The 24319-nt window shown below is 70.7% G+C and carries 20 protein-coding genes and 1 pseudogene; 10 read left to right on the forward strand and 11 right to left on the reverse strand.

The window, feature by feature from the left end; all coding sequences use genetic code 11:
* Positions 1 to 23 precede the first annotated feature (23 nt).
* Positions 24 to 491, reverse strand: a complete 468-nt coding sequence (locus ACWY4P_RS22240; RefSeq protein ID WP_456212300.1) for a GNAT family N-acetyltransferase — start codon at positions 489 to 491, stop codon at positions 24 to 26.
* A 203-nt stretch (positions 492 to 694) separates the two neighbouring features.
* On the opposite strand from ACWY4P_RS22240, the pseudogene ACWY4P_RS22245 reads away from it, so the two are divergent.
* The 5 genes and pseudogenes from ACWY4P_RS22245 to ACWY4P_RS22265 form a co-directional block, all read left to right on the forward strand.
* A pseudogene (locus tag ACWY4P_RS22245) lies at positions 695 to 1036 on the forward strand (transposase); the annotation flags it as partial.
* A 99-nt stretch (positions 1037 to 1135) separates the two neighbouring features.
* Positions 1136 to 1546 (forward strand): Imm10 family immunity protein, encoded by a 411-nt coding sequence (locus ACWY4P_RS22250; RefSeq protein WP_456212301.1) that lies wholly within the window; start codon positions 1136 to 1138, stop codon positions 1544 to 1546.
* A gap of 107 nt (positions 1547 to 1653) precedes the next feature.
* A complete protein-coding gene (locus ACWY4P_RS22255; protein ID WP_456212302.1) occupies positions 1654 to 1863 on the forward strand; it encodes a hypothetical protein in 210 nt (69 codons plus the stop codon).
* On the forward strand, positions 1860 to 2588 hold the full coding sequence (locus tag ACWY4P_RS22260) for a type 1 glutamine amidotransferase (protein WP_456212303.1): 729 nt from the start codon (positions 1860 to 1862) through the stop codon (positions 2586 to 2588). The genes ACWY4P_RS22255 and ACWY4P_RS22260 overlap by 4 nt, the downstream gene beginning before the upstream one ends.
* 279 nt (positions 2589 to 2867) lie before the next feature.
* A complete protein-coding gene (locus ACWY4P_RS22265) occupies positions 2868 to 3068 on the forward strand; it encodes an SCO3870 family protein (RefSeq protein WP_456212304.1) in 201 nt (66 codons plus the stop codon).
* Between the two features lie 335 nt (positions 3069 to 3403).
* Here ACWY4P_RS22265 and ACWY4P_RS22270 read toward each other — a convergent pair whose 3' ends face one another.
* Together ACWY4P_RS22270 and ACWY4P_RS22275 are read right to left on the reverse strand one after the other, a co-directional pair.
* Positions 3404 to 3820: a winged helix-turn-helix transcriptional regulator gene (locus tag ACWY4P_RS22270; protein WP_456213018.1), complete on the reverse strand. Its 417-nt coding sequence runs from the start codon at positions 3818 to 3820 to the stop codon at positions 3404 to 3406.
* A 63-nt stretch (positions 3821 to 3883) separates the two neighbouring features.
* Positions 3884 to 5104: an RNA-guided endonuclease InsQ/TnpB family protein gene (locus ACWY4P_RS22275; protein ID WP_456212305.1), complete on the reverse strand. Its 1221-nt coding sequence runs from the start codon at positions 5102 to 5104 to the stop codon at positions 3884 to 3886.
* A 62-nt stretch (positions 5105 to 5166) separates the two neighbouring features.
* On the opposite strand from ACWY4P_RS22275, the gene ACWY4P_RS22280 reads away from it, so the two are divergent.
* The gene (locus tag ACWY4P_RS22280; RefSeq protein WP_456212306.1) at positions 5167 to 5331 is read left to right on the forward strand and encodes a hypothetical protein; all 165 of its coding nucleotides are present in this window, start codon (positions 5167 to 5169) and stop codon (positions 5329 to 5331) included.
* 121 nt (positions 5332 to 5452) lie between these two features.
* A complete protein-coding gene (locus ACWY4P_RS22285; protein ID WP_456212307.1) occupies positions 5453 to 6268 on the forward strand; it encodes an NAD(P)H-binding protein in 816 nt (271 codons plus the stop codon).
* A 33-nt stretch (positions 6269 to 6301) separates the two neighbouring features.
* Here ACWY4P_RS22285 and ACWY4P_RS22290 read toward each other — a convergent pair whose 3' ends face one another.
* Positions 6302 to 8905 carry a bifunctional FO biosynthesis protein CofGH gene (locus ACWY4P_RS22290; RefSeq protein WP_456212308.1) on the reverse strand — a complete coding sequence of 868 codons (2604 nt, stop codon included), beginning with the start codon at positions 8903 to 8905 and terminating at the stop codon, positions 6302 to 6304.
* Positions 8906 to 9091: 186 nt separating this feature from the next.
* On the reverse strand, positions 9092 to 9943 hold the full coding sequence (locus tag ACWY4P_RS22295; protein ID WP_456212309.1) for a TIGR03619 family F420-dependent LLM class oxidoreductase: 852 nt from the start codon (positions 9941 to 9943) through the stop codon (positions 9092 to 9094).
* Between the two features lie 152 nt (positions 9944 to 10095).
* On the opposite strand from ACWY4P_RS22295, the gene ACWY4P_RS22300 reads away from it, so the two are divergent.
* Positions 10096 to 11631 carry a CehA/McbA family metallohydrolase gene (locus ACWY4P_RS22300; RefSeq protein WP_456212310.1) on the forward strand — a complete coding sequence of 512 codons (1536 nt, stop codon included), beginning with the start codon at positions 10096 to 10098 and terminating at the stop codon, positions 11629 to 11631.
* 3 nt (positions 11632 to 11634) lie between these two features.
* On the opposite strand, the gene ACWY4P_RS22305 is transcribed toward ACWY4P_RS22300, so the two are convergent.
* From ACWY4P_RS22305 to ACWY4P_RS22330, 6 genes are all read right to left on the reverse strand, one after another.
* A complete protein-coding gene (locus ACWY4P_RS22305; RefSeq protein WP_456212311.1) occupies positions 11635 to 12408 on the reverse strand; it encodes an SDR family oxidoreductase in 774 nt (257 codons plus the stop codon).
* 4 nt (positions 12409 to 12412) lie between these two features.
* The gene (locus ACWY4P_RS22310) at positions 12413 to 14155 is read right to left on the reverse strand and encodes an N-acyl-D-amino-acid deacylase family protein (protein ID WP_456212312.1); all 1743 of its coding nucleotides are present in this window, start codon (positions 14153 to 14155) and stop codon (positions 12413 to 12415) included.
* Positions 14156 to 14184: 29 nt separating this feature from the next.
* Positions 14185 to 15312 (reverse strand): LLM class flavin-dependent oxidoreductase, encoded by a 1128-nt coding sequence (locus ACWY4P_RS22315; RefSeq protein ID WP_456212313.1) that lies wholly within the window; start codon positions 15310 to 15312, stop codon positions 14185 to 14187.
* Between the two features lie 101 nt (positions 15313 to 15413).
* Positions 15414 to 16196, reverse strand: coding sequence for an SDR family NAD(P)-dependent oxidoreductase (locus ACWY4P_RS22320; RefSeq protein ID WP_456212314.1), 783 nt, complete (start codon positions 16194 to 16196; stop codon positions 15414 to 15416).
* 26 nt (positions 16197 to 16222) lie between these two features.
* Positions 16223 to 17185, reverse strand: a complete 963-nt coding sequence (locus ACWY4P_RS22325; RefSeq protein ID WP_456212315.1) for a TIGR03619 family F420-dependent LLM class oxidoreductase — start codon at positions 17183 to 17185, stop codon at positions 16223 to 16225.
* Positions 17186 to 17310: 125 nt separating this feature from the next.
* Positions 17311 to 18537 carry an amidohydrolase family protein gene (locus ACWY4P_RS22330; protein WP_456212316.1) on the reverse strand — a complete coding sequence of 409 codons (1227 nt, stop codon included), beginning with the start codon at positions 18535 to 18537 and terminating at the stop codon, positions 17311 to 17313.
* Between the two features lie 157 nt (positions 18538 to 18694).
* On the opposite strand from ACWY4P_RS22330, the gene ACWY4P_RS22335 reads away from it, so the two are divergent.
* Together ACWY4P_RS22335 and ACWY4P_RS22340 are read left to right on the forward strand one after the other, a co-directional pair.
* On the forward strand, positions 18695 to 21265 hold the full coding sequence (locus ACWY4P_RS22335; RefSeq protein WP_456212317.1) for a tetratricopeptide repeat protein: 2571 nt from the start codon (positions 18695 to 18697) through the stop codon (positions 21263 to 21265).
* Positions 21266 to 21377: 112 nt separating this feature from the next.
* Positions 21378 to 24296, forward strand: a complete 2919-nt coding sequence (locus ACWY4P_RS22340) for an AfsR/SARP family transcriptional regulator (protein ID WP_456212318.1) — start codon at positions 21378 to 21380, stop codon at positions 24294 to 24296.
* Positions 24297 to 24319 lie beyond the last annotated feature (23 nt).

The raw sequence follows: 24319 nt of genomic DNA on the forward strand, positions 1-24319 counted from the left end.
TGTCATGCGATGAGTGCGTCGCGTCAGCAGAGCTCGCAGATGTAGGACATGGCCGGCTTTTCGTTGAGCGTCAGTTCGCTGACGGCGACGAACCCATTGCGTTCAAGGACCTTGTGCGAGGCTGGATTGTCCATCGTGGCCTTGGCGTGCAGCCTGGTGAGTCCGTACTGTGCGGCCGCGAGTTCGCGCACCTCACGCACCGCTGCGGTGGCCAATCCCTGCCCGGCGGCCTTCTGCGCGATCCGGTACCCGAGCTCCGCCGATCCGTCCGCCGCTTCGATCAGGTTCACCCGACCCACCACCTCGCCACCCTCGGTCACCAGCACATGGAGGTAATCCGTCCCGGCGGCCTGCCACTCAAGCAGCTGCGCGAACCGTGCGTCGAACTCGGCGAAGAACTCCTCGCCCCGGTCCGGCACTGACGCCGCGAAGTAGGCGCGGTTCTGCCGCTCGAACTCAAGCAGGGCCGGCGCGTGGTCGAGACGGATCAACTGAAGTTCTGGCATCGATAGTCAGAGGCGCGGTGTCGTTCCCGACCCGGTTACCTCGTCCCCCTCTTCATCGTGACGTGTGTGACTGGGGTGGCTGAAGAGACGAAACGGCCACCGCTGATCATCGGTGTGTGAAGACTGATGTGGTAGTGGTGGCCGCGCCGCCGAGTTTAGACCTCGTCGCCTGCGAGGCCGGGTTCGCCCTGCTCGCAGGACGGATAGCCGGCAGGTTCAGGCGGGTGGAGCCGCGGCGGCATGCCGGCGCGCTGGTCCGGGCCCTGATCGCCGAGCTGCCCCGGGTGAACTGCTGGACCCTGGCCGAGCACGCCGGATATGCCAGCCCTGACGCCTTCCAACACCTGCTGTCCCGTGCGCGCTGGGACCACGACGGGGTGCGCGACGACCTGCGGGAGTTCGTCACCGAGCGGCTCGGCACCGAAAGCTCGGTGCTGGTGATCGATGAGACCGGGGACGTGAAGAAAGGCACGTCCACGGTGGGTACCCAGCGTCAATACACCCGCACGGCAGGCAGGATCGACCGCGCAGCGGGACCCGCTCGCCGAGATCGCCGCTCTGCGCCGAGCCCGGCTGGAGGGCAGGGCCTGAGGGTGGGCTCGGCCTGGGCGCGCTGGTAGAAGTCCGCCATGACGTATCGATTCATGGCCCGCGCCGCCGAGGGGGAGCTGGACGCCGAGGGCGCGTACGTGGAGGCCGGGATCGCGGAGGGCGCGGACGGCTCCGGCTTCGTCCTGTTGTTCATGTGCGGCTACGAGGAGCCGGACGAGCAGGACGTGGCCCTGGGGCTGGACACTCACTGCGTGGTCACGGCCGACCAGGGCACGGCGTACGGGTGCGTACGGGAGGCGGTGCTGGAGGGCAAGGTTCTCCGGGTCTGTCTGGAGCCGTCGGCGCTGGACGCGCTGGGTCTGGCGGACGCGGAGATCGAGGCGACGCTCGACGCGCCGGCCGAGGACACCGCTCGGTTCCTGGAGGCCCTGCGGCGGGTGTTGGCCTACGGGCGCCCGGACGCGCTGCCCGCGCGCGTCGCCATCTGAACGGGTCGGCGGGCAGGCGTATCGTTCCCGCCATGCGTTGCGGGATATGCGGGTCCGGGCGGCTCAGTCCGGTCGGGGAGCTCACCTCGTCCGATTCGATGCAAAAAATGCTCCGCCTGAAGTTCCCCCGCCCAGGGGCGTTCAAGGCCCGGCCGACGTTCCATGCCGGTTTCGCACGGGCCTGCCGGGACTGCGGGGCGCTGCTGCCCTTCCTCGGTGAGGAGGAGCGGCGGCGGCTGGACGCGGAGGCCGATGGGCTGGCGCGGGCCGAAGGCGGGCCGGTCGATACGGATTCCGAGGACGAGGACCGGCCGTGAAGACACCGGACGCGTCCCGGGCGCCTCGCGTGCTGATCGTCCGCAACTCCGAGGGCAGCGGGCCGGGTCGGCTGCTGCCGTGGTTGCGCGACGAGGGGCTGACCGTGGTGGAGCTGGCGGGTTCCGAGGCGCCTGACCGTCCGGCCGGGTACGACGCCGTGGTGCTGCTCGGGGGCGGGTTCCTGCCGGACGACGACGCGCACGCGCCATGGCTGCCGGCTCAGCGCGACCTCACGCGCCGGGCCGTGGCCGAGGGGGTCCCGCTGCTCGGGATCTGCCTGGGCGCCCAGGTGTTGGCGCTGGCGGAGGGCGGCGCGGTGGAGGGTTCGTACGGGCAGCCGGAGCGTGGCTCGTGCGCCGTCGAGCTGCGCGGGGAGGCGGCAGGGGATCGGCTGCTGGCGGGGGTGCCGCGGCGGTTTCGCGCCATTCAGAATCACCGCGACCAGATCACGCGGATTCCGCCCGGCTCGGCTCACCTGGCGCAGAGCGACGCATGCGCCGTGCAGGCCTTCCGCGTCGGGGAGTGTGCCTGGGGCGTCCAGTTCCACCCCGAGGCCGGAGCGGACCGGCTCGACGGCTGGGACGAGGCGGCCCTGGCCGAGAAGGGGCTGGACCTGGCCGCCCTGCGTGCCGAGGCGCAGGCGGCCGAGCCCGAGTCGACGGACGCCGCGCGTCGGCTGGCGGCCAACTTCGCCGCCGCCGTGCGCGCCCCTTCCACCAACTAGAAGATCACTGAAAATGTTGCGGTTCTGGCCCCGACGCGGTTGCGTCGGGGCCAGTGTTGTTGGCATGCAGGGTGAGTGGGCCGGGGAGCCGGTCGGGCCGGATGTGTGGGAGACGTGCCGGGAGTTGATTCCGGCGGGGAGTGTGTTCGCGTTCTTGGCCCGGATGCGGAGTGGAGTTTGTGTGCTTGGTCGACCGTCCGCAACCGCTTCCGGCAGTGACATCGCAATGCATGCAGGCTCGGCCTTGATCAATCGTCTCGTGGTTTGGAGGAAGCACCAATGACGAAGGCCCCGTTCGTCGCCATGGCCGCCGTTACCGCGGCGCTTGGGACTGCACTTGGTTCCTTCGCGCTTCAGCTGCGCGCAGACGGCTACGAGCAGTACGTCGAATCCGTAGCCACCTTCAGCGTCCTGATGTACGTCACCGCAGCTCTGGTTGTGGTGACGTGGGTCCGAGACGGTCGGCCGCACTCGAACTGAGTTCTTCCCGGACAAGCGCCAGGCTGACGCCCGTACGGCTCTTCGTGGCCCTGTAGCGCGTGTCGATCCGTAATCACTAAGTAGTCCGACTTCCACGGCAAAAACGCCATCGTGAGCGCCGTCGCCATCGACGGCTTCAGCGAACTCGCCGCCCACCTGCGCCGCGCGGCAGGCCGCCCCCGAGCCGGGGCAGGCCCTGCGCGCCGTCTGCCGCGCCTGTCTGTGGAGCGTGTTGCACGGCATGGCTGTCCCGTCGGACAGCGGCCGCGTCTCCCCGGCTGGCCAAGAGGAATGGCTCGATTCCCGAGCACACTGCTTTCCAGCACACGCCATTTTCAACGCGCCTCGTGATCAGGATGTGTTTGGTCGTACTGGCGTCGCGCTTCGGTGATGACGTCTCGGTGGTCCAGGGACCATTCGGCGAGTGTCCTGACGAGGTGTGTCAGGCTCGCGCCGGTGTCGGTGAGGCGGTAGTCGACTTTGGCGGGAACCGTGGGGTACACGGTGCGGAGGACGAGCCCGTCACGTTCCAGTCGTCGCACCGTGAGTGTCAGCATGCGCTGCGAGATGCCGTCGATCGCGCGTTGCAGTTCTCGGAAGCGCCGTGGCCCGCCGGCGAGTTCAACGATCACGAGAACCGACCACTTGTCGCCGACTCGGTCCAACACATCACGGATGCCGCAGTCGGGGTGGTCCTTCTGCCCGCAAGGGCTCAGCTCTGCGGGCGCAGGGGTTACACCGGTGTGCGTGATTGACTGCTCCCCTCCCTGAAGGGAGGGGATTCCTTCCTTCAGGGCTGAGCGGGGATTCCTGGCTCAGGCTGCCTCCGGGAGCAGCGCTCCCGGAGGTCTTGCGCCCTCGGCACCAGCCGGGTTCAGACCTGCCCGGACGAGCATCACGCGGGCGGAGTTCTTGTCTCTGGGGGAGACGGCTCCGCATGCGGTGCAGGTGTAGGTGCGCTCGGACAGCGGGAGTGCGTGCTTGGTTCTCGCTCCGCACGATGCGCAGTCCATGGTGGTGTGCGCGGGATGCACGAGGCGGATGTCCCGCCCGTGCTTGCGGCCCATCTCGATCAGGGCCTTCTTCGTGGCGCCGATCGCGGCGTCCGCCGCCTTGCGCGCCATCGAGGACTTGGCGAGGAACTTCGGCTTGAAGTCCTCGACGGCGATGGCGTCGTGGTCGGTCACGACTTTCTTCGCCCACTTGCGGCCGGTGTCCTGCCGCTGCCGGGCGATCTTCGCGTAGGTCTTCGCCCGCCACTTCTTCGCCTCGCGGTAGCCCTTCGAGGCGGCGTGCCCCTTCTTCGGTCTGCGGCGGGCCATCATCCGGTCGTACCGGGTCAGCCTGGCCTGGGCCTTGCGGCCATGCTGGGCGTGCGGGAGGTCGTGGGCGTCCGAGGTGGTGGTCGCGGTCTCCCTCACGCCCCAGTCCACGCCCAACACCCGGCCGGTCTCCGGCAGCGGCCGCACCTCGGCGGGGACCACGAACGAGCAGTACCAGTGCCCGACACTGTCCTGGTACACACGCACCGAGGACGGTTCGGCGGGCAGGTCCCGCGACCACACCACCGTCAGCACGATCCCGCCCGCCAGGTGCAGACGACCGTCCTTCAGCCGGAACCCACGCCGGGTGTAGTTCAGCGTCGGCAAGGCTTCACGCTTCTTCTTCCACCTCGGCATACCCGCCCGCTGCCGCTGAGGCAGACGTTCCCGAACGTCCTTCTGCGCCTTGGCACGGGACCTGCCGAAGTCCCGGATCAACTGCTGCTGCGGAACACAGGAGCCCTCACGCAGCCACGGCGTACGCCCCCGCGCCTCGGTCAGCATCCTGTCGAGCTGCGCCGGGCCACAGGTCCGCTTCCCACCCGTGGTCTTGTTGTGCAGGTGGGTGGCCCTGGACTTGGCCACGCATTCGTTCCAGATCCACCGGCACCGGTCCCACTCCGCCAGCAGCGCCGTACGGGCGGTCGACGACACGCGAAGCCGGTACGTGTACCGGGCATGCCCGGCCTCGTTCGCTTCACTTAGCGTCGTCATACCGTCAACGTAGCGTCATCGTTCGGTTCTCACTCCGTATTCCGGCAGACCTACTCGAACGGGTGACCGCCCAAGCTGCTGCGGACCGGCGGTCCCTCAACTCCGAGACGCTCCATACCTCCTGGAGGTCGCCCCTCGCCGCTCCCCAGGCGGACGCCGGATCGCCCGGCGGCGATCCGGCTTCTCCTGCCCCGCTACGCGAGAAACCGGATTCCTCCCCGGCCTGAAGGCCGGGGCATCCTCCGGGAATCCCGGTGACATCGAACTGCCTTCTTGTGACCGATGGGCGGGCGGGTCAGGATCCGATCGTAGTTACCGAAGAGAACCACGAAGGAGACTTCGACCCACATGATCTTGGTGACCGGTGCGAACGGAAACCTCGGCTCACTCACTCTCGCGGCGCTGCGTTCCCGCGGTGTGGAGGCGATCGGCGGAAGCCGCACGCCCAGCGATGGAACACGGATCCTCGACTTCGACGATCCGTCCAGCCTCGACCTGACAGGTGTCTCAACCCTGGTGCTGGTCTCGGCCGGCTACGCGGAGGACGATCAGGTGATCCGCCGACATGCGGCCGTCATCGATGCCGCCGCGCGCGATGGGGTCCAGCACGTGATCTACACAAGCCTGACCGGCGCCGGCGACCACCTCGGGTTCGCGCTGGCGCACCGCGCGACCGAACGGCTCGTCAGGGACAGCGGCCTGAGGTGGACGATCCTGCGCAATGGCCTGTACGCCGAACTCTTCGGCGCCCTCTTGATGTGGAACGGCGATGCCGTGGAGTCGGCGTTCGCTGAGGGAGCGCTGTCCGCCGTGGCTCGTGAGGACCTGGCCGACGTGGCAGCCATCGTCGCCGGGAATCCGGAGCGGCACACCGAGCGAGTCTACGAGCTCGTCGGCGCACCGATCACGGCCCCCGCTGTGGCTGACCGTCTTGGAGTGGCCCACCGCACCGTCGAACTGGGCGAGTACCGACGCAGGCTCCTCGACACCCCAGGGTTGTCGCCCTTCCAGCCACCCATGCTCGCTTCGACCGCGACCGGCGTCCGCCACGGCTTCCTCGACAACACCAGCCCTGACCTTCAGGACCTCCTCGACCACCCCGCGCGTGACCCACTCGCCCTCGCTGTCGCTGCCGCGGCCGCCACGCGCCCGGGTCGCGGCTGAACGGCATGGTGGACCTGGTCGACCGTCGGCGACTCAGTTGTCGAGCACCGGCAGCAGCTCCGGCAGGTGTCCGTCCGAGGCCAGGGCCGTCGCCTGGCGGTCGGCCGGGACCTGGCCGTAGGTGGTGGTGCGGGGGCGGGCCGGGCGGCCCGCGGATTCGGCGATGGCGATGAGGTCCTGGATGGAGCGGTAGGAGCCGTAGGAGGAGCCCGCCATGCGGGAGATGGTCTCCTCCATCAGGGTGCCGCCCAGGTCGTTGGCGCCGGAGCGGAGCATCTCGGCCGCGCCCTCCGCGCCCAGCTTCACCCAGCTGGTCTGGATGTTGGGGATGTGCGGGTGGAGCAGCAGCCGGGCCATGGCGGTGACGGCGCGGTTGTCGCGGGCGGTGGGGCCGGGGCGGGCGATGCCGGCGAGGTAGACGGGGGCGTTGGTGTGGATGAAGGGGAGGGTGACGAACTCCGTGAAGCCGCCCGTCTCCTGCTGGATCCCGGCGAGCAGACGCAGGTGGCCCAGCCAGTGGCGGGGCTGGTCGACATGGCCGTACATCATCGTGGAGGAGGAGCGGATGCCCAGCTCGTGAGCGGTCTTGATGACCTCGACCCAGGTGGCGGTGGGCAGCTTGCCCTTGGTGAGGATCCAGCGCACCTCGTCGTCGAGGATCTCGGCGGCGGTGCCGGGGATCGTGTCGAGACCGGCCTCGCGCGCGGCGGTCAGCCACTCGCGGATGGACAGTCCGGTGCGCGTCGCGCCGTTGACGACCTCCATCGGGGAGAAGGCGTGGACGTGCATGCCCGGCACGCGCTCCTTCACAGCGCGCGCGATGTCGAAGTAGGCGGTTCCGGGCAGGTCCGGGTGGATGCCGCCCTGCATGCACACCTCGACCGCGCCGACGTCCCAGGCCTGCTCGGCGCGGTCGGCCACCTGGGACAGCGAGAGGGTGTAGGCGTCGGCGTCGGTGCGGCGCTGGGCGAAGGCGCAGAAGCGGCAGCCGGTGTAGCAGACGTTGGTGAAGTTGATGTTGCGGGTGACGATGTACGTGACGTCGTCGCCGACCGTGGCGCGGCGCAGGTCGTCGGCGATGCGGCACAGCGCGTCCAGCGCCGGGCCGTCGGCGTGGAGGAGGGCCAGCGCCTCGGGGTCGGTGAGCCGGGTGGGGTCGTCGGCGGCGACGGACAGGGCGGCGCGGACGTCCGCCTCGATACGGGACGGGACCATGCCGGGCGCCGCCGCCTCGCGCAGCGCCTCCCAGTCGCCGTACACCTCGTCGAAGTCGTCGCGGCGGTCGCCGGTGCGGCCCTCGGTGTCGATAGTGCGGTGGAGGTCGGTGCGGCCGGCGGCGGTGAAGCCCTCGTCGGGCTCCTGCCAGGGCAGGCCGGCCGGCCTCGCGTCCTCGCGGGCCAGGCCGGTCGCCGGGTCGGCCAGGGCGCTGACGTGGGGCAGCAGCCGGGGGTCGAGCCAGGGCTCGCCGCGCTGTACGAACTCGGGGTACACCGCGAGCCGTTCGCGCAGCCGGAAGCCGGCGGCGGCCGAGTGCTCGGCGAGCTCGTCCACCTGCGGCCAGGGGCGCTCGGGGTTGACGTGGTCGATGGTGAGCGGGGAGACGCCGCCCCAGTCGTCGATGCCGGCGCCGATGAGCCGCGTGTACTCCCCCTCGACCAGGTTCGGCGGCGCCTGGACGCAGGCGGCGGGGCCGAGGATGTGGCGGGCGACGGCGACGGTGGCGACGAGGTCGTCCAGCTCCGCGTCCGGCATGCCGCGCATGGCCGTGTCGGGCTTGGCGCGGAAGTTCTGGATGATGACTTCCTGGATGCCGTGGTAGGCGCGCGCGACGCGGCGGAGCGCGAACAGCGAGTCCGCGCGCTCCTCGTAGGTCTCCCCGATCCCGATCAGCAGCCCGCTGGTGAAGGGGACGGAGCTGCGCCCGGCGTCCTCCAGGACGCGCAGCCGTACGGCGGGCTCCTTGTCCGGTGAGCCGTAGTGCGGGCCGCCGGGCTCGCTCCACAGCCGCTCGGCGGTGGTCTCCAGCATCATCCCCATGGAAGGGGCGACGGGCTTGAGCCGCTGGAAGTCCGTCCAGGTCATGGCGCCGGGGTTGAGGTGGGGCAGCAGCCCGGTCTCCTCCAGGATGCGGATCGAGATGGCCCGTACGTACGCGATGGTGTCGTCGTAGCCCTCGGCCTCCAGCCACTCGCGGGCCTCGGGCCAGCGGTCCTCGGGGCGGTCCCCGAGGGTGATGAGCGCTTCCTTGCAGCCCAGTTCGGCCCCGCGCCGGGCGATGGCGAGGACCTCGTCGGGGGACATGAACATCCCGTGGCCGGCGCGGCGCAGCTTGCCGGGGACGGTGGCGAAGGTGCAGTAGTGGCACTTGTCCCGGCACAGGCGGGTCAGCGGGATGAAGACGCTGCGCGAGTACGTGATGACCCCGGGGCGGCCCGCGGCCTCCAGGCCGGCATCGCGGACCCGGGCGGCGGAGGCCGTCAGATCCGCGAGGTCCGCCCCGCGCGCCTGGAGCAGCACGGCCGCCTCGGCAGTGTCCAGCGCCACGCCGTCGCGGGCCCGTTTGAGCGCGCGGCGCATCGCGGTGGGGGTGGGGGCAGTCTGGGCGGACGGCTCGGATCCCTGCGCGCTCGTGGTCATTCTCCGAGCATACGAGGGGGATCCGACACCGCCAGACCGCCCGGGCCTGCGGTGTTGTGGGTCTCCTCACGGCGGTTCGGGCGCGCGGGCGGGAATACGGACAGGGGTACGGGAACGCGGCCCCGGTCCCGCCCCGGCCGGCCCCCGCATGCCGACACAGGTACTGGCCGTCACAGGTACCGGCCGTCACAGGTACCGCGCGTACGCGTCGAGCGTCCGCAGGACCTCCCCCTCCCCGCCCGCCGGGAGCTGCACCACGACCTCCTCGATCCCCAGGTCGGCATAGTGCGCGAGCTTGCCGGGCGACGGGAGCACCGCGTGCGGCACCACCTCCAGCGCCGCCGGGTCCCGGCCCGCCTCCTCCCACACCCTGCGCAGCGCCGGAAGGGCCTCGGTCAGGCCACGGCCGCCGATCGGCAGCCAGCCGTCCGCGTAGTCGGCGATGTGCTGGAAGAGCAGGGGCCCGGCCGCGCCGCCGATCAGCGTGCGCGGCCCGGGCGAGGAACCGGCGCCCGAACGCGCCCGCAGCGGCTTGGGGTGCGCGAAGCTGGCGCGCACCGAGCCGTACGCGCCGCTGTAGGCCGTCGGCTCCTCGGCCCACAGCGCGCGCATCAGCGCCATCCGGTCCCGTACGAGCTGCCGCCGGCTGCGCCAGTCGACGCCGTGGTCGGCCGCCTCCTCCACGTTCCAGCCGAAGCCGATGCCGAAGGTGAACCGGCCGCCGGAGAGGAAGTCGAGGGTGGCGACCCGCTTGGCGAGCGCGATGGGGTCGTGCTGCGTCACCAGCGTGATGCCGGTGCCCAGGGCGAGCCGCTCGGTGACCGCGGCGGCCTGGCCGAGGGCCACGAACGGGTCGAGCGTGCGACCGTACTGACGCGGCAGCGGCTCGCCCATCGGGGCGGGGGTGTCCCGGCTGACGGGGATGTGGGTGTGCTCGGGCAGGTAGAGCCCGGCGAAGCCGCGCCGCTCCAGCTCACAGGCGAGCCGGGTGGGGCGTACGGTCTCGTCCGTGAGGAAGATGGTGGTCGCGATCCGCATGGCGGGCTGCACCTCCGCGTCGGCCGGATGTGGCTGCGCGTATGTTCCCTCACGGCCATCGAGTTATCCACAGGCCTTTCCGTGGGTGTCACTCCCGCGTACAACGGTGTGAGCGCTGGCGACGGACGGCACGACGGCCACAGGGGGCACTCATGCAACGACGCGAGGTACTCAGACTCTCCGCCCTTGCGGGCGCGGCGGGCGCGCTGACACTCGATCCGGTGACCTTCGCCCATGCGGAGGAGCGCGACGGCGGCGAGCGCGACGGCGGGTCCGGCGGCGAGGAGACGAAGACGGTCACGGGCCATCTGCCCACCGGTTCACCCGACTTCGTCTATCTGCCGGTGGAGATTCCGCGCGGAGTGCGCGAGATCGCCGTCTCGTACTCCTACGACAAGCCGACGGTCCCGGCCGGCACCCAGGGAAACGCCTGCGACATCGGCATCTTCGACGAGCGCGGCACGGACCTGGGCGGGCGCGGCTTCCGTGGCTGGTCGGGCGGCGCCCGCACCGAGTTCGCGATCAGCGCGGAGCAGGCGACGCCCGGGTATCTGGCGGGCCCGGTCAAGGCGGGCACCTGGCATGTCGTGCTCGGCCCGTACACGGTCGCTCCGCAGGGGCTGGACTACAAGGTCACCGTCACGCTGCGGTTCGGCGAGCCGGGCGAGACGCCGAAGCCGGTTTACCCGCCGCAGCGGGCCAAGGGGCGCGGCCGGGCCTGGTACCGCGGCGACTCCCATCTGCACACCGTCCACTCGGACGGCAAGCGCACCCCGGCCGAGGTGGCCGCGGCCGCCCGGGCCGCCGGGCTCGACTTCATCACGACCACCGAGCACAACACCACCTCCTCGCACCCGGCGTGGGAGGGGTTGTGGGGCGATGACCTGCTGATTCTCACCGGCGAGGAGGTCACCACGCGCAATGGCCATGTGGTGGCCCTCGGCACCGACCCGGGTGTCTTCATCGACTGGCGCTACCGCGCCCGGGACAACGCCTTCGGGAAGTACGCCCGTAAGATCCGGCAGGCGGGCGGCCTGGTCATCCCTGCCCACCCGCATGGCACCTGCGTCGGCTGCAACTGGAAGTTCGGGTTCAACGACGCGGACGCGGTCGAGGTGTGGAACGCGGACTTCACCCCGGACGACGAGGTCACGGTCCAGGAGTGGGACAACACCCTGGTGGCCGCCGCCCGCGGCGACGGCCGCTGGCTCCCGGCCGTGGGCCACAGCGACGCGCACCGCGAGCCGCAGGTCGTCGGACTGCCGCAGACGGTGGTGCTCGCCGACGACCTGTCGCGCACGGCGATTCAGGACGGCATACGGGCCGGGCGCTGCTGGATCGCGGAGTCGTCGGCGATCGGCCTCTCCTTCGAGGCGGTCGGCGGCCGCGGGCAGCACGCGGGCATCGGCGAGCGGCTGAAGGTCGGCCGGCAGGACGAGGTGACGGTCCGGCTGAAGGTCTCCGGCGTCGGCCCGGGCTGCACGATCCGGCTCATCACCGACCAGGGCCAGCTGTACGGCACGGCGGTCCCCGACTCCGGGTCGGCCACCGCCGAATGGCGTACGACGGCGTCCTACGCGGCGTATGTACGGGCCGAGGTGCGCCACGCCCCGGCGGACGGCGGCGCGTCCGGGATACCGGGCCTGATGGCGGCGCTGACGAATCCGATCTGGCTGGGCGAGCGATAACTTCTATGCCGGGGGCACCGGCCGTGGGCGGTACGCCGCGCGGACGCGGCGACCGCCGTCCACGACGAGGTCCGTGCCGGTGATCCAGGACGCCTCGGCCGAGACCAGCCAGCGGACCGCTCGCGCCACGTCCTCCGGTTCGCCGATGCGGGCCAGGGGGAGGGTGGCCGCGAGGGTGGGTTCGTCGGGCTCCCAGACGAAGCGGGCCATCTCCGTGCGGACCAGCCCCGGGGAGACGGCGTTGACGCGGACGGAAGGGGCGAGTTCGGCGGCGAGTTGCCGGGTGAGGCGGAGGAGGGCGGTTTTCGTCGTGCCGTAGGCGCCGACGCCCGGGCCGACATCGTGCGTGCCCTCGGTACAGATGTTGACGACCGCGCCGCCGTGCTCCCGCATCCATCCCCGCCAGGCGGCCTGGACCAGTCGCAGCGGCGCCTCCACGTTGACCGTGAAGGCCGTGCGCCAGGCGAGCGGATCCGCGGCCATCAGCGGGCCGAACGGGGCGTTGGTGGCGGCGTTGTTGACCAGGATGTCGAGGCGGCCGAACTCCGCCAGGGTGCGGGACACGGCCTCCTCGAGGTGGGCCGGGTCCGCCACGTCTCCCGGGCAGCCGATGGCGCGCGGGCCGAGGCGGCGTACGGCTTCCGCCAGGGCGTCCGCGCCCCGCGCCGTCACGCACACCGCCGCCCCGTCCGCCGCCAGCGCCTCCGCCACGGCGAGGCCGATACCGCGCGAGGCGCCCGTCACCAGGGCTACGCGTCCCATCGGCTCGCGTCCCATCGGCTCAGCCCCTCGTGCTCACCGTCCTCGTGTCGCGCCCCGACCGCAGCACCGTGCCCGGGAGCGCGCCCGTGACCTGGTCGTCCCGGATCGTCTCCACGCCGCCCACCCGCACGCTCACGATGCCGATCGCCCGCGAGTCCAGCCGCGGGCTGTCCCCCGGCAGGTCGTGCACCAGCTTCGCCTGGCCCGCGTCGATCCGCTCGGGGTCGAAGAGCACCAGGTCCGCGTGGTAGCCCTCGGCCACCCGGCCGCGCTCCCGCAGGCCGAACAGCCGGGCCGGGTCGTCGGTGAGCATCCGCACCGCCCGCTCCAGGCCGACCAGCCGCCGCCCGCGCAGGCAGTCCCCCAGGAAGCGGGTGGTGTACGGCGCCCCGCACATCCGGTCCAGGTGGGCCCCCGCGTCCGAGCCGCCGAGCAGCACATCCTCATGCTCCCAGGTCTGCCGACGCAGCTCCCAGCTCGCCGGGTCGTTGTCGGTCGGCATCGGCCACAGCACCGTACGGAGCTCGTCGGCGGCGCAGATCTCCACCAGGCAGCCGAAGGCGTCCGTCCCGCGCTCGGCGGCGATGTCCCGTACGACGCGCCCGGTCAGCCCGGCGTTGGCCGGGGAGTAGGTGTCGCCGATGACGTACCGCTCGAAGTTGGCCAGCCGCCGGAAGACCCCGGCCTCGGGGCTGTGCGCGCGGCGCAGCATCTCCTCCCGCACGGCGGGGTCGCGGAGCTTGGGGATCCGCTCCGGCACGGGCAGCCCGAGGATGTCGCCCCACCCGGGGATGAGGTTGAGCGCGCAGAAGGTGCCCAGCGACATGTTCATGGGGGTGAGGATCGGCATGGTCAGCGCGACGATCCGGCCGCCCGCCTTGCGGGCCCGCTCGCTCGCCTCCAGCTGCCGCGGCACCCGCTCCGGCACGGCCGCGTCGATCGTGAGGACGTTCCAGTTGAGCGGCCGCCCGGCGACCGTGGTCATCTCCACGAACAGGTCGATCTCGTCGTCCGAGAACCGGTCCAGACAGCCCGCGACGATCGCCTCGATCTGCGTCCCCTCGTGTTCGCCCACCGCCCGCGACAGCGCGATCAGCTCCTCGGGCCGGGCGTGGCGGGAGGCCACCGGCTTGCGGTCGCCGTCCGAGTGGGTGGAGGACTGGGTGGTGGAAAGACCCCAGGCCCCGGCGTCCATGGCCGCGTGGAGCAGCCGCAGCATCTCGTCCATCTGCCCGGCCGTGGGCTGCCCGCCGATCGCGTCGGGGCCCATCACATGGCGGCGCAGCGCGCAGTGCCCCACCATGAATCCCGCGTTGACCGCGATCCGCCCGTCCAGCGCGTCCAGGTACTCGCCGAAGGTGTGCCAGTTCCACGGCGCCCCCTCCTCGAGCGCCACCAGCGACATGCCCTCGACCTTGCTCATCATCCGCCGGGTGTAGTCGGCGTCCTCGGGGCGCTCCGGGTTGAGCGGCGCGAGGGTGAACCCGCAGTTGCCGCCCGCGACGGTGGTCACGCCGTGGTTCAGCGAGGGGGTGGCGTACGGGTCCCAGAACAGCTGCGCGTCGTAGTGCGTATGCGGGTCGACGAAACCGGGCGCGAGCACCAGCCCGGCCGCGTCCTCGACGCTCCGGGCCTGTTCCGTCACGGTGCCGGGCTCGGCGATGACCGCGATGCGCCCGTCCCGCAGGCCGACGTCGGCGACGTACGAGGGCGCGCCGGTGCCGTCCACGACCGTCGCCGCGCGTATGAGGTGGTCGAGCACGGTGGTTCTCCCTTCACGCTCAGTTCTGCTCAGTCGCGGGCCGTCTGGCGGAAGCGGGTCGTACGGTGCACCGGGTCGGTGTCGATCTTCGGGATCACGTGCTCGCCGATCAGCTTGATCGTGTTCATGGTGTCCTCACTGCCGATCCCGATCGGCAGCCCGAAGGACAGCTGGTCCGCGCCCGCCTGCTCCCACCGCTTGCACTGCTGGAAGACCTCGTCCGGGTCGCCGCAGATCATCAGCTCCTCGGCGATCAGCAGCTCGATGATCTCCTCGGTGTACTCGGGCAGCAGCTCGGGCCACTCCGGAATGCCCTCCGGCCGCGGGAAGGTGTCGTGGTAGCGGAACAGCAGCGACTGGAGATAGTTGAGCCCGCCGCCCACCGCGATCTCGACCGCCTTGGCGTGGGTCTCCGCGCAGATCGCCGTGGAGGTCACCATCACGTTGTCGTTGACGAAGCCGCCGACCGGCTCGGCCTCCTTGACGGCGTTCTTGTACGAGTCGAGGACCCACTCCATGTCGGAGACCTTCTGGATGGAGAAGCCGAGCACGCCGAGCCCCTTCTTCCCCGCCATCGCGTACGAGGACGGCGACCCGGCGGCGTACCACATGGCCGGGTGCGAGGCCCCGTACGGCTTCGGCAGCACCTTGCGCGGCGGCAGCGACCAGTGTGTGCCCGTGAAGCCCTGGTACTCGTCCTGGAGCCACATCTTGGGGAACTCGGCGATCGTCTCTTCCCAGATCTCCTTGGTGTGGTTCATGTCGGTCACCCCCGGCAGGAACCCGAGGATCTCGTGGCTGCCCGCCCCGCGCCCCGACCCGAACTCGAAGCGGCCGCCGGAGAGGTGGTCGAGCATGGCGACCTTCTCGGCGACCTTGACGGGGTGGTTGACCTGGGGCAGCGGGTTGAAGATCCCCGAGCCCAGGTGGATCCGCTCGGTCGCGTGCGCGAGGTAGCCGAGGAAGACGTCGCTGGCCGACAGGTGGGAGTACTCCTCCAGGAAGTGGTGCTCGGAGGCCCACGCGTACTTGAATCCCGACCGGTCCGCCTGGATGACGTACTCGGTCTCCTCGATCAGTGCGTGGTGCTCGGCCTCCGGGTCGGCCTCCTGCCGACTCCTGGGCACATATCCCTGCACAAAGAGTCCGAATTCCATGGAGGGTCACCGCCTCAAGTTCTATCTGACGCTCCGTCAGATTCTGATTGACTCTGACACCGCGAGGTTGGACCGTCAAGGGCAGCCCGCGGAAGACCGCGTCAGAAGACGGAGACCCCCGCCAGCCATCCGCCGTCCACCACGAACGGCTGGCCGGTGATGTACGAGGAGTCGTCCGAGGACAGGAACAGCGCCAGCCGGGCGACCTCCTCCGGCCGCCCGATCCGCCCGAGCGGCACCAGCTTCTTGTACAGCTCGTCCACCGCCGCCGACGCCTCGGCGAGGTCGGCGCCCGGGTCGAGCTGGGCGGGGTTGGTCATCGGCGTGTCGACCGCCCCGGGGCACATCGCGTTGACCCGGATCCCCTTCGGCGCCAGTTCCATCGCGGCCACCCGCGTCATCCCGACGACAGCGGCCTTGGTCGCGGCGTACGAGGTCAGGAACGCCATGCCGGACAGCGCGACGTACGACGCGGTGTTCACGATCGTCCCGCCGCCCGCCGCCTCCAGCTCCGGCGCCACCGCCCGCATCCCGAGGAACGCCCCGACCTGGTTGACCTGGACGACCGCCAGATACTCCTCCAGCGGGGTGCCGACCAGCTCGTTGAAGCGCAGGATGCCCGCGTTGTTGACCAGCCCGTCGAGCCCGCCGAAGGCGTCCTTGGCGGCCGAGACGGCGGCGGCCCAGTCCTCCTCCCGCCCCACGTCCAGGTGTATGTACCGGGCCGCGTCCCCCAGTTCCTTGGCGAGCGCCTCGCCCTGCTCGTCCAGCACATCGCCGAGCAGGACCCGCGCGCCCTCGGCGACGAACAGCCGTGCCTCCTGCTCGCCCTGTCCGCGGGCCGCACCCGTGATGATGACGACCCGCCCGTCCAGCTTGCCCACTGTGCCTCCTGGTCATTGAGATGCGGTCAGTCATTGAGATGCGGAGCGACATCGGCGGCGAAGGCCGCCATCTGGTCGATGAGCTCGTCCCGGTCGCGGCAGCGGAACCGCACCTGGATCTGGTCCACCCCCATCGCCGCGTACGCGCGCAGCGACTCGGCGAGCCGGTCCGGCGCGCCGGTCAGCGTCCGCCGGCCGACCTCCCAGCCGGGGGCGCCCACGTACAGGGGCTCCGCGATGGCCCCGATCTCGGCGGGCTCGGCGCAGCCCGGGTCGTGCCGGGCGGCCCGCTCGCGCAGCTCCCGCAGCCGGGCGATCTGCCCCGGCAGCCGGTCCCGCGGATCGCCCTGCGGCAGCCAGCCGTCCCCCCGGACCGCCGCCCGGCGCACCGCCGCGGCCGAGGACCCGCCCACCCAGACCGGCGGCCGCGGCGTCTGTACGGGGCGCGGGGCCTGCCCGAGCCCGGCGAACGCGAACCGCTCGCCACGGAACTCGGGGAACGTCTCCGGCCCCAGCGCGGCCTTCAGCGCGTCGACCGTCTCGTCCAGGAGGGCGCCGCGCGCGGCGAAGTCCACCCCGAGCGCCTCGAACTCCTCCCGTACGTGCCCGGCCCCGACCCCCAGGATCAGCCGCCCGCCGCTGAGGTGGTCGAGCGTGGCGTACTGCTTGGCGCTCAGCAGCGGGTGCCGGAGCGCGGCGACCGCGACATGGCTGAGCAGCCGCACCCGCTCGGTCGCGGCGGCCAGGTAGGCGAGGGTGGCCACGGGGTCGTACCAGACGGTGCCCATGGCGTCGGCCAGCCGTCTGGGGATCGCGACGTGGTCACACACCGCGATATACGCGAAGCCGAGCCGGTCGGCGGCGCGGGCGAGCTCGACGAGGTCGGCGGGGCCGGCCCGCACCTCCCACGGCTCGGCGTAGATAGTGCTCTGCGACTGGACCGGAAGCTGGATTCCGTAGCTCAGCCGCCCTTCGGGCAGGATGCGCACGCCGCCGCCTCCTTCGCGGTCGACCGCGGTACGGACGGACCGCCATCGTCGTATGTGACGAGCCGGGGCCGACCGGGCCCCGGCCCCCGATCACTCCCCGGGCCCCACCGGGCCCCGGCCCGCGATCACTCCCCGGGCCCGGCCCAGAGGCCGTCCTTCGTGAGCCCCAGCAGTTCGATCGCGTTGCCGCGCACGATCCGCTCCACGACGTCCTGCGGCAGATGGCCCATCTGGGCCTCGCCGACCTCGCGCGACTTGGGCCAGGTCGAGTCGGAGTGCGGGTAGTCCGTCTCGTACAGGACGTTGCCCACCCCGATGGCGTCCAGGTTCCGCAGCCCGAAGGCGTCGTCGAAGAAGCACCCGTACACGTGCTCCGCGAACAGCTCGGACGGCGGCCGCAGCACCTTGTCGGCCACCCCGCCCCAGCCGCGGTTCTCCTCCCAGACCACGTTCGCGCGCTCCAGGATGTACGGGATCCAGCCGATCTGGCCCTCGGCGTACATGATCTTCAGGTTGGGGAACCGGTCCAGCTTGCCGCTCATCAGCCAGTCCACCATCGAGAAGCAGCAGTTGGCGAAGGTGATGGTGGAGCCGACCGCCGGGGGCGCGTCCGCCGAGGTCGAGGGCATGCGGGAGGACGAGCCGATGTGCATGGCGATCACCGTCCCGGTCTCGTCGCAGGCCGCGAAGAAGGGGTCCCACGCGTCGGTGTGCACCGACGGCAACCCCAGGTTCGGCGGGATCTCGGAGAAGCAGACGGCACGCACCCCGCGCGCGGCGTTGCGGCGCACCTCGGCGGCGGCCAGCTCGGCGTCCCACAGCGGGATGAGGGTGAGCGGGATCAGCCGCCCCTGCGCCTCGGGCCCGCACCACTCCTCCACCATCCAGTCGTTGTACGCGCGCAGCGCGAGCAGGCCGAGCTCGTGGTCCTTGGCCTCGGTGAAGGTCTGCCCGCAGAAGCGGGGGAAGGTCGGGAAGCAGAGGGCGGACTGGACGTGGTTGACGTCCATGTCCGCGAGCCGGTCGGGGACGGAGAAGGAGCCGGGCCGCATCTGCTCGTAGGTGATGGCCTCGAGTTTGACCTCGTCCCTGCTGTATCCCACGGCGGTGTCGAGGCGGGTCAGCGGCCGGCACAGGTCCTCGTACACCCACCAGTCCGCGATCGGGCCGTCGTCGCCGGGGGCGCCCATCTTCGGGGCGAACTTGCCGCCGACGAAGGTCATCTCCTTCAGGGGCGCCCGCACGATGCGGGGGGCGATGTCCCGGTACTTCGACGGGAGGCGGTCCCGCCAGACGTGAGGGGGTTCGACCGTGTGGTCGTCCACCGAGATTATCTTCGGGAAGCTCTCCATGTCTGTCACGGTAGCGCTGATCTGACGGTTCGTCAGCTACTTGTTTCGCGCTGGTGGCGACTAGGAGCCACCCTGGACAAGGAGCACTCTTTACTGACGTATGAGCCGGGGCAGGGCAGACTGGCCGGTGCAGGGAAAAGTACGTGCGGGGGGCACCGTGGTCGGCGACAAGCGGCTTGGGCATCAAGGGGGTTGCACCGCGTCAGGGTCGGAAGACACCTGGCGCGACGAGGAGGCGGCGATCGCCCTCTCCGAGGCCCGGATCGAACTGGAGTTGGAAAGAGGCGGCCGCGCTGAGGTCGCCACGGAGCGCGGGGACGCCCCGGGGGGCGCCGACGGGCGCGAGACCGCGGCCTCGGGCACCGCTGTCCCCAATGACCCCCTGTCCAGTGGCCCTGTTCCCCATGGCGCCGTCTCCCATGACGCCGCCCCCGGACACCGACAACAGGCCCTGCCCAGCGACTCCGAACTCGCGGAACCGAACACACTCCGCGACCACCCCCTCACCGGCGCCTCCGTCGTGCGTCCCGCCCAGCTGCCCGCCGCCGTGGCCGACTTCACCGGCCGTGCCGACGCCGTACGGGAGCTGAGCGAACTGCTGACCGCCGACGGCGGCGAGCAGGCCGTGCTCGCCATCGCCGGCACCGGAGGAATCGGCAAGACCGCCCTCGCCGTCCATGTCGCACACGCCGCCCGCCGCCACTTCCCCGACGGCCAGCTCTACATCGACCTCCGCGGCGCGGGCCCCGCCCCCGCCGAGCCGGAAGCCGCACTGGGCGCCTTTCTGCGCTCCCTGGGCACCCCCGACGCCGCCATCCCCGACGGCGCCGAGGAGCGCGCCGCGCTCTACCGTTCGGCCCTGGAGGGCCGCCGGGTCCTGGTCCTCCTGGACAACGCCCGCGACGCCGCCCAGCTCAGCCCACTCCTCCCGGGCGACGGCGCCCGCGGCTGCGCCGCGCTGATCACCAGCCGGACCAACATGGCCGGCCTGGAAGGCTCCCACCTCGTCGACCTGGACGTGATGAGTGCGGCGGAGGCGTTCGCCCTCTTCGCCCTGATCGTCGGCGAGGAGCGGGCGGGCGTCGAGCGCGAGGAGGTCATGGACGTCCTGGCGTCCTGCGGCTTCCTGCCGCTCGCGATCCGCATAGCGGCCTGCCGGCTCGCCTCCCGGCGCACCTGGACGGTCTCCGTCCTCGCCCGCAAGCTCGCCGACGAGCGGCGGCGGCTGGACGAGCTGCGGGCCGGGGACCTGGCGGTCAAGGCCAGCTTCGAGCTGGGCTACGGGCAGCTGGAGCCACGGCAGTCGCGGGCGTTCCGGCTGCTGGGGCTGGCTGGGGCGCCAGACATTTCGCTGGCCGCCGCCGCCGCGATTCTCGACTTGGAAGTCGACACCGCCGGGGACCTCCTCGCATCGCTGGTTGACATCTCGCTTCTGGAGTCCCCACGGCCGGGGCGTTATCGCCTTCACGACTTGGTGCGGCTCTATGCCAAGGCCTGTGCGGAGCGTGACGAGCAACCTGTCTCGGAGCACGAGGCAGCCCTGTCGCGACTGCTGGACTTCTATTTGGCTACGGCGGCTCGGGTGTACGCGATGGAGCGGCCAGGCGACAGGACGATCCACCATTTCGAGCCCACCGCCCACCCCGGCCTACACTTCGATTCTTCGAGCGCCGCGCTGGACTGGCTGTTCACCGAAGCCGACTGTCTGATCACCTGTGCCCGCAACTGCGTCGGGGCCGACACGCGCCGACGCGCGGCGGACTTGCTAATGGCCGCGCTCGATCTCGCCGAGTCCGGAGCCAAATCACACGAATATGAAACCGCGGCTCGAGAGATCAGAGATGCAGCTCGCGCCGCGGGTGACTACCGGACCGAGGCCCGCGCACGTACCGCTCTTGGACACCTGTACAGCTTCGTCGGCCGATACGCCCAAGCCGACCTGGAGCTGCAGCGGGCACGGGAGTTGTCGGGCGGTGACCCGCTGGTCGCCTGCCGGTCCCACAGTCAGCTCAGCAACGTCGCCTTCAGCCAGGGACGGTATGAAGATGCCGAGCGATACACGAGCCAGGCACTGGACGCCTTCCGCGCCGATGGCAATGAAGCCGGTGAGGCGAGCGCGCTGTCAAACCTCGCACGCCTTCACGTTAACCAAGGACGTACCCAGACCGGCGTGGAACTGGCCGAGCAGGGGCTCGCCATCTATCGAAGGCTTGGCGCCCCGCTGAGACTCGCCAATGCGATGTACACGCTCGGGATAGCTCTGGCCCGTGCCCACCGTCCGGAGGAAGCTCTCGTTCAGCTCACCCAGGCCCTCGGCATCTTCAGAGAAGCACGCCAGCCTTTGTGGGAGGGGATGGCACACTTCCGGCTGGCCGAAACTCACCTTGCCGCGAACCGTCCAGCCAAGGCGGTGTTCCACGCCGAGCGGTCGCTGGCGCTGGGCGGCCTCGGCGGCGAGTGGCGGCGCTTCTCGTTTCTCACAGTGCAGGCCAAGGCTCTCATGGCTACGGGCCAACACAACCGAGCGGAAGAGTGCTGGCGAGAGGCGCGGGCCATATACGAACGACTGGGCTCACCGGAACCTGAGGAGGTACGCCAGTTGCTGTCTACGGGGACACCCGACCTACCCAGAAGTCTGGATCTACTTCTCGGCCATCGAGACTCCCTTCCAGGAGGCGATCCCTTGGCTCAAAGTCACCGTCGAACTGACGAACTGCCACCAGAGTGACCTTTCAGCAACTCTGGTGGGCATTGTGGAGAGGCCATGCCCCTACTGACGTAAGGGGCACCGGCAAGGCAAACTGGCCCCTGCAACTGGGAGGCATAGGCAGGGGGAGACCATGGCCGGCGAGAAGGGGCAGGGGCAGGAGCAGCCCTTGCGCTTCACTGTGCTCGGACCAGTAAGGGCATGGCGAGGTGAGGAGCCGATCGCCACCGGATCACCACAGCAGAAAGCCATGCTCGCAGCCCTGCTGTTGCGCGGAGGGCGGACCGCGACAGCACCGGAGCTGGTTGACGCCCTGTGGGGCGACGACCCCCCGGACGCGGCCATCGCCGCGCTGCGCACGTACGCGTCGCGACTGCGCAAGGCTTTTGGAGCAGACTCCGACCTGCTGGTCAGCGAAGCGGGGGGCTATGCCATCCGCTTCGGTGTGGGGGCCTTGGACACCGACGCGGTCGATCAGTTGGCCGCGGAGACAGACAAAGCACGACACTCCGGGGACCGGGCCCGTGCCCACGAACTCATCAGCAAAGCCCTGGATCTCTGGGCCGGCGAACCCCTCGCCGGCCTGTCGGGCCCTTATGCGGAGACACAGCGCGTACGGCTGTCGGAATGGCACCTCGTTCTCCTGGAAACGAGACTTGACCTCGACCTGGAGTTGGGCCACCACGGGGAGGCCGTCTCCGAGCTCACCGCCCTCACCGCCCAACATCCGTTCCGTGAGCGGTTGCGCGAGCTGCTGATGCTGGCGCTGTACCGCAGCGGCAGGCAGGCCGAAGCACTAGCCGTGTACAACGACACCAGGCGCCTGCTGGCCGAGGAACTCGGCGCGGACCCGTGTGCGGAGCTGTCCGAGCTACAGCAGCGGATTCTGCAGGCGGACGCGGACCTTGCCGCCCCCGCCGACGCCCGTGCGACGGCCGGCCCCACCTTCGTCCGGCCCGCCCAGCTGCCGGCGACGGTGGCAGACTTCACCGGCCGTGCCGCCTTCGTCAGTGAGCTGAGCGACCAGCTCGCCACGGCAGAGGGGCATGTCATGGCCGTGTCAGCCGTGGCCGGCATCGGCGGCGTCGGCAAGACGACCCTGGCGGTCCACGTGGCGCACGCGGCCCGGCACCACTTCCCGGACGGGCAGCTCTACATCGATCTGCAGGGCGCCGGCCCTGTCCCGGCCGAGCCTGTGGCTGTGCTGGGGGCCTTTCTGCGCGCGCTGGGCACCCCCGACTCCGCCATTCCCGACGGTGTTGAAGAGCGCGCGGCCCTCTACCGTTCGACACTGGACGGCCGCCGTGTGCTGGCGCTGCTCGACAACGCCCGCGATGCCGCGCAAGTGCGGCCGCTGCTACCAGGCACGGAGGGCTGCGCCGCGCTTATCACCAGCCGCACCCGCATGGTGGACCTGGAAAGTGCACACCTTGTCGACCTGGATGTGATGAGCCCTGAGGAGGCGCTCGCCCTCTTCACCCGCATCGTGAGCGAGGAGCGGGTCGCCACCGAGCGCGACGCGGCCATGGACGTGGTGGCCGCGTGTGGATTCCTGCCGTTGGCCATCCGCATCGCCGCATCCCGGCTGGCCTCTCGTCGCACATGGACTGTGTCCTTTCTGGCACGCAAGCTGGCCGTCGAGCGGCGGCGACTGGACGAACTCCGCGCCGGAGACCTCGCCGTACGGGCAACCTTCGAGTTGGGCTACGGCCAACTCGACGCCCAGCAGGCCAGGGCGTTCCGGCTGCTAGGACTCGCCGACGGGCCGGACATCTCGCTCGCCGCGGCGGCCGTCGTCCTGGACATGGAGGCATTCGACGCCGAGGAACTCATCGAGTCCCTTGTCGACGCCTCACTGTTGGAGTCCGCCGCCCCCGGACGCTATCGCTACCACGACCTCGTGCGCCTCTACGCGCGTGACTGTGCGGAACGGGACCAGCCAGTGACGGACCGCGAGGAGGCGCTTTCGCGACTGCTGGACTTCTACCTCGCCACGGCTGGCCGGGTCTACGCCCTTGAACGCCCAGGCGACCGGCTGGTCGACCACTTGGCCCCAACGGAGCATCCCGGCCTGACTTTCCCCGGCCAGGATGCCGCGTTGGACTGGCTGTTCACCGAAGCCGACTGCTTGCTCGCATGCGCTCAGCAGTCCGCCTCTGGTAAGAAGCTGCGCCGCGCGACCGACCTGTTGACCGCTGCCATCGACCTCGCAGAGTCAGGAGCCAACTCCCCTCGCTACGAGGCCGTGGCCGCAGTGGTCAGCAACGCAGCGCGCCTCGCCAAGGACCGGCAGGCGGAGGGGCGGGCGCGGACTTGCCTCACGAAGGTGTACGGCCTGGTCGGCAAATTCGACAAGGCCGATGCAGAAGCCGAGCGTGCCCTCTCGCTTACATCTGCCGCCGAAGATCCCCTTCCTGTCGGCCGATCCCTGACGGAACGCGGCATCATCGCGCTGAGCCAGAAGCGGCTGGAGGAGGCAGAACAGTACTTTCTGCAGGCGATTGAAGCCTTCCGCGCCGCCGACGACCGCCCCTGTGAGGCCAGCGCGGTGTGCAACCTGGCCCGCACGCACACCGAGATGCAACGCCCGACAAGCGCGGTGGACCTGGCACGGCGAGGGGTGGAGATCTATGCCCGTCTAGGGCGCACGTTGCGCCTCGCCAACGCGAAGTACGCCCTCGGCGTGGCCCTCACCAGCGCGGGGAGGACTGCCGAGGCACTTGACGAGTTGGCGGAAGCGCTCGTCCTGTTCCACGAGAACCGCCAACCAATGTGGGAGGCGATGGCTCACCAGAGGCTCGCAGAGGCCTACCTGGAGGGCCAGCCGACGCAGGCGGCGCAGCACGCGGAGCAAGCTCTCACCTTGCGTGGCTTCGGCGGTGAGTGGCGCCGCGCGATCGTACTGACCGTGCTCGGAAAGGCCTTGCTGGAACTTGGTCAGACCGACCGCGCGGAGGCCTGCTGGCGCGAAGCGCTCGCGATTCACGAGCAATTGGGCAAGCCTGAGGCGGACGAGGTACGCGGCCTCCTGACGCCTGCGGCCGCCGCATAACGCCTCGCGCCTTCACCGTTCAT

The sequence above is a fragment of the Streptomyces sp. LZ34 genome, assembly GCF_053890475.1.

What these genes read in the sequence shown, in the direction of transcription:
- ACWY4P_RS22250 (WP_456212301.1), top strand. Translation starts at nt 1,136, where the DNA reads ATGACGTATCGATTCATGGCCCGCGCCGCCGAGGGGGAGCTGGACGCC.
- ACWY4P_RS22255 (WP_456212302.1), top strand. Translation starts at nt 1,654, where the DNA reads ATGCTCCGCCTGAAGTTCCCCCGCCCAGGGGCGTTCAAGGCCCGGCCG.
- ACWY4P_RS22265 (WP_456212304.1), top strand. Translation starts at nt 2,868, where the DNA reads ATGACGAAGGCCCCGTTCGTCGCCATGGCCGCCGTTACCGCGGCGCTT.
- ACWY4P_RS22275 (WP_456212305.1), bottom strand. Translation starts at nt 5,104, where the DNA reads ATGACGACGCTAAGTGAAGCGAACGAGGCCGGGCATGCCCGGTACACG.
- ACWY4P_RS22285 (WP_456212307.1), top strand. Translation starts at nt 5,453, where the DNA reads ATGATCTTGGTGACCGGTGCGAACGGAAACCTCGGCTCACTCACTCTC.
- ACWY4P_RS22290 (WP_456212308.1), bottom strand. Translation starts at nt 8,905, where the DNA reads ATGACCACGAGCGCGCAGGGATCCGAGCCGTCCGCCCAGACTGCCCCC.
- ACWY4P_RS22295 (WP_456212309.1), bottom strand. Translation starts at nt 9,943, where the DNA reads ATGCGGATCGCGACCACCATCTTCCTCACGGACGAGACCGTACGCCCC.
- ACWY4P_RS22300 (WP_456212310.1), top strand. Translation starts at nt 10,096, where the DNA reads ATGCAACGACGCGAGGTACTCAGACTCTCCGCCCTTGCGGGCGCGGCG.
- ACWY4P_RS22305 (WP_456212311.1), bottom strand. Translation starts at nt 12,408, where the DNA reads ATGGGACGCGAGCCGATGGGACGCGTAGCCCTGGTGACGGGCGCCTCG.
- ACWY4P_RS22315 (WP_456212313.1), bottom strand. Translation starts at nt 15,312, where the DNA reads ATGGAATTCGGACTCTTTGTGCAGGGATATGTGCCCAGGAGTCGGCAG.
- ACWY4P_RS22330 (WP_456212316.1), bottom strand. Translation starts at nt 18,537, where the DNA reads ATGGAGAGCTTCCCGAAGATAATCTCGGTGGACGACCACACGGTCGAA.
- ACWY4P_RS22340 (WP_456212318.1), top strand. Translation starts at nt 21,378, where the DNA reads ATGGCCGGCGAGAAGGGGCAGGGGCAGGAGCAGCCCTTGCGCTTCACT.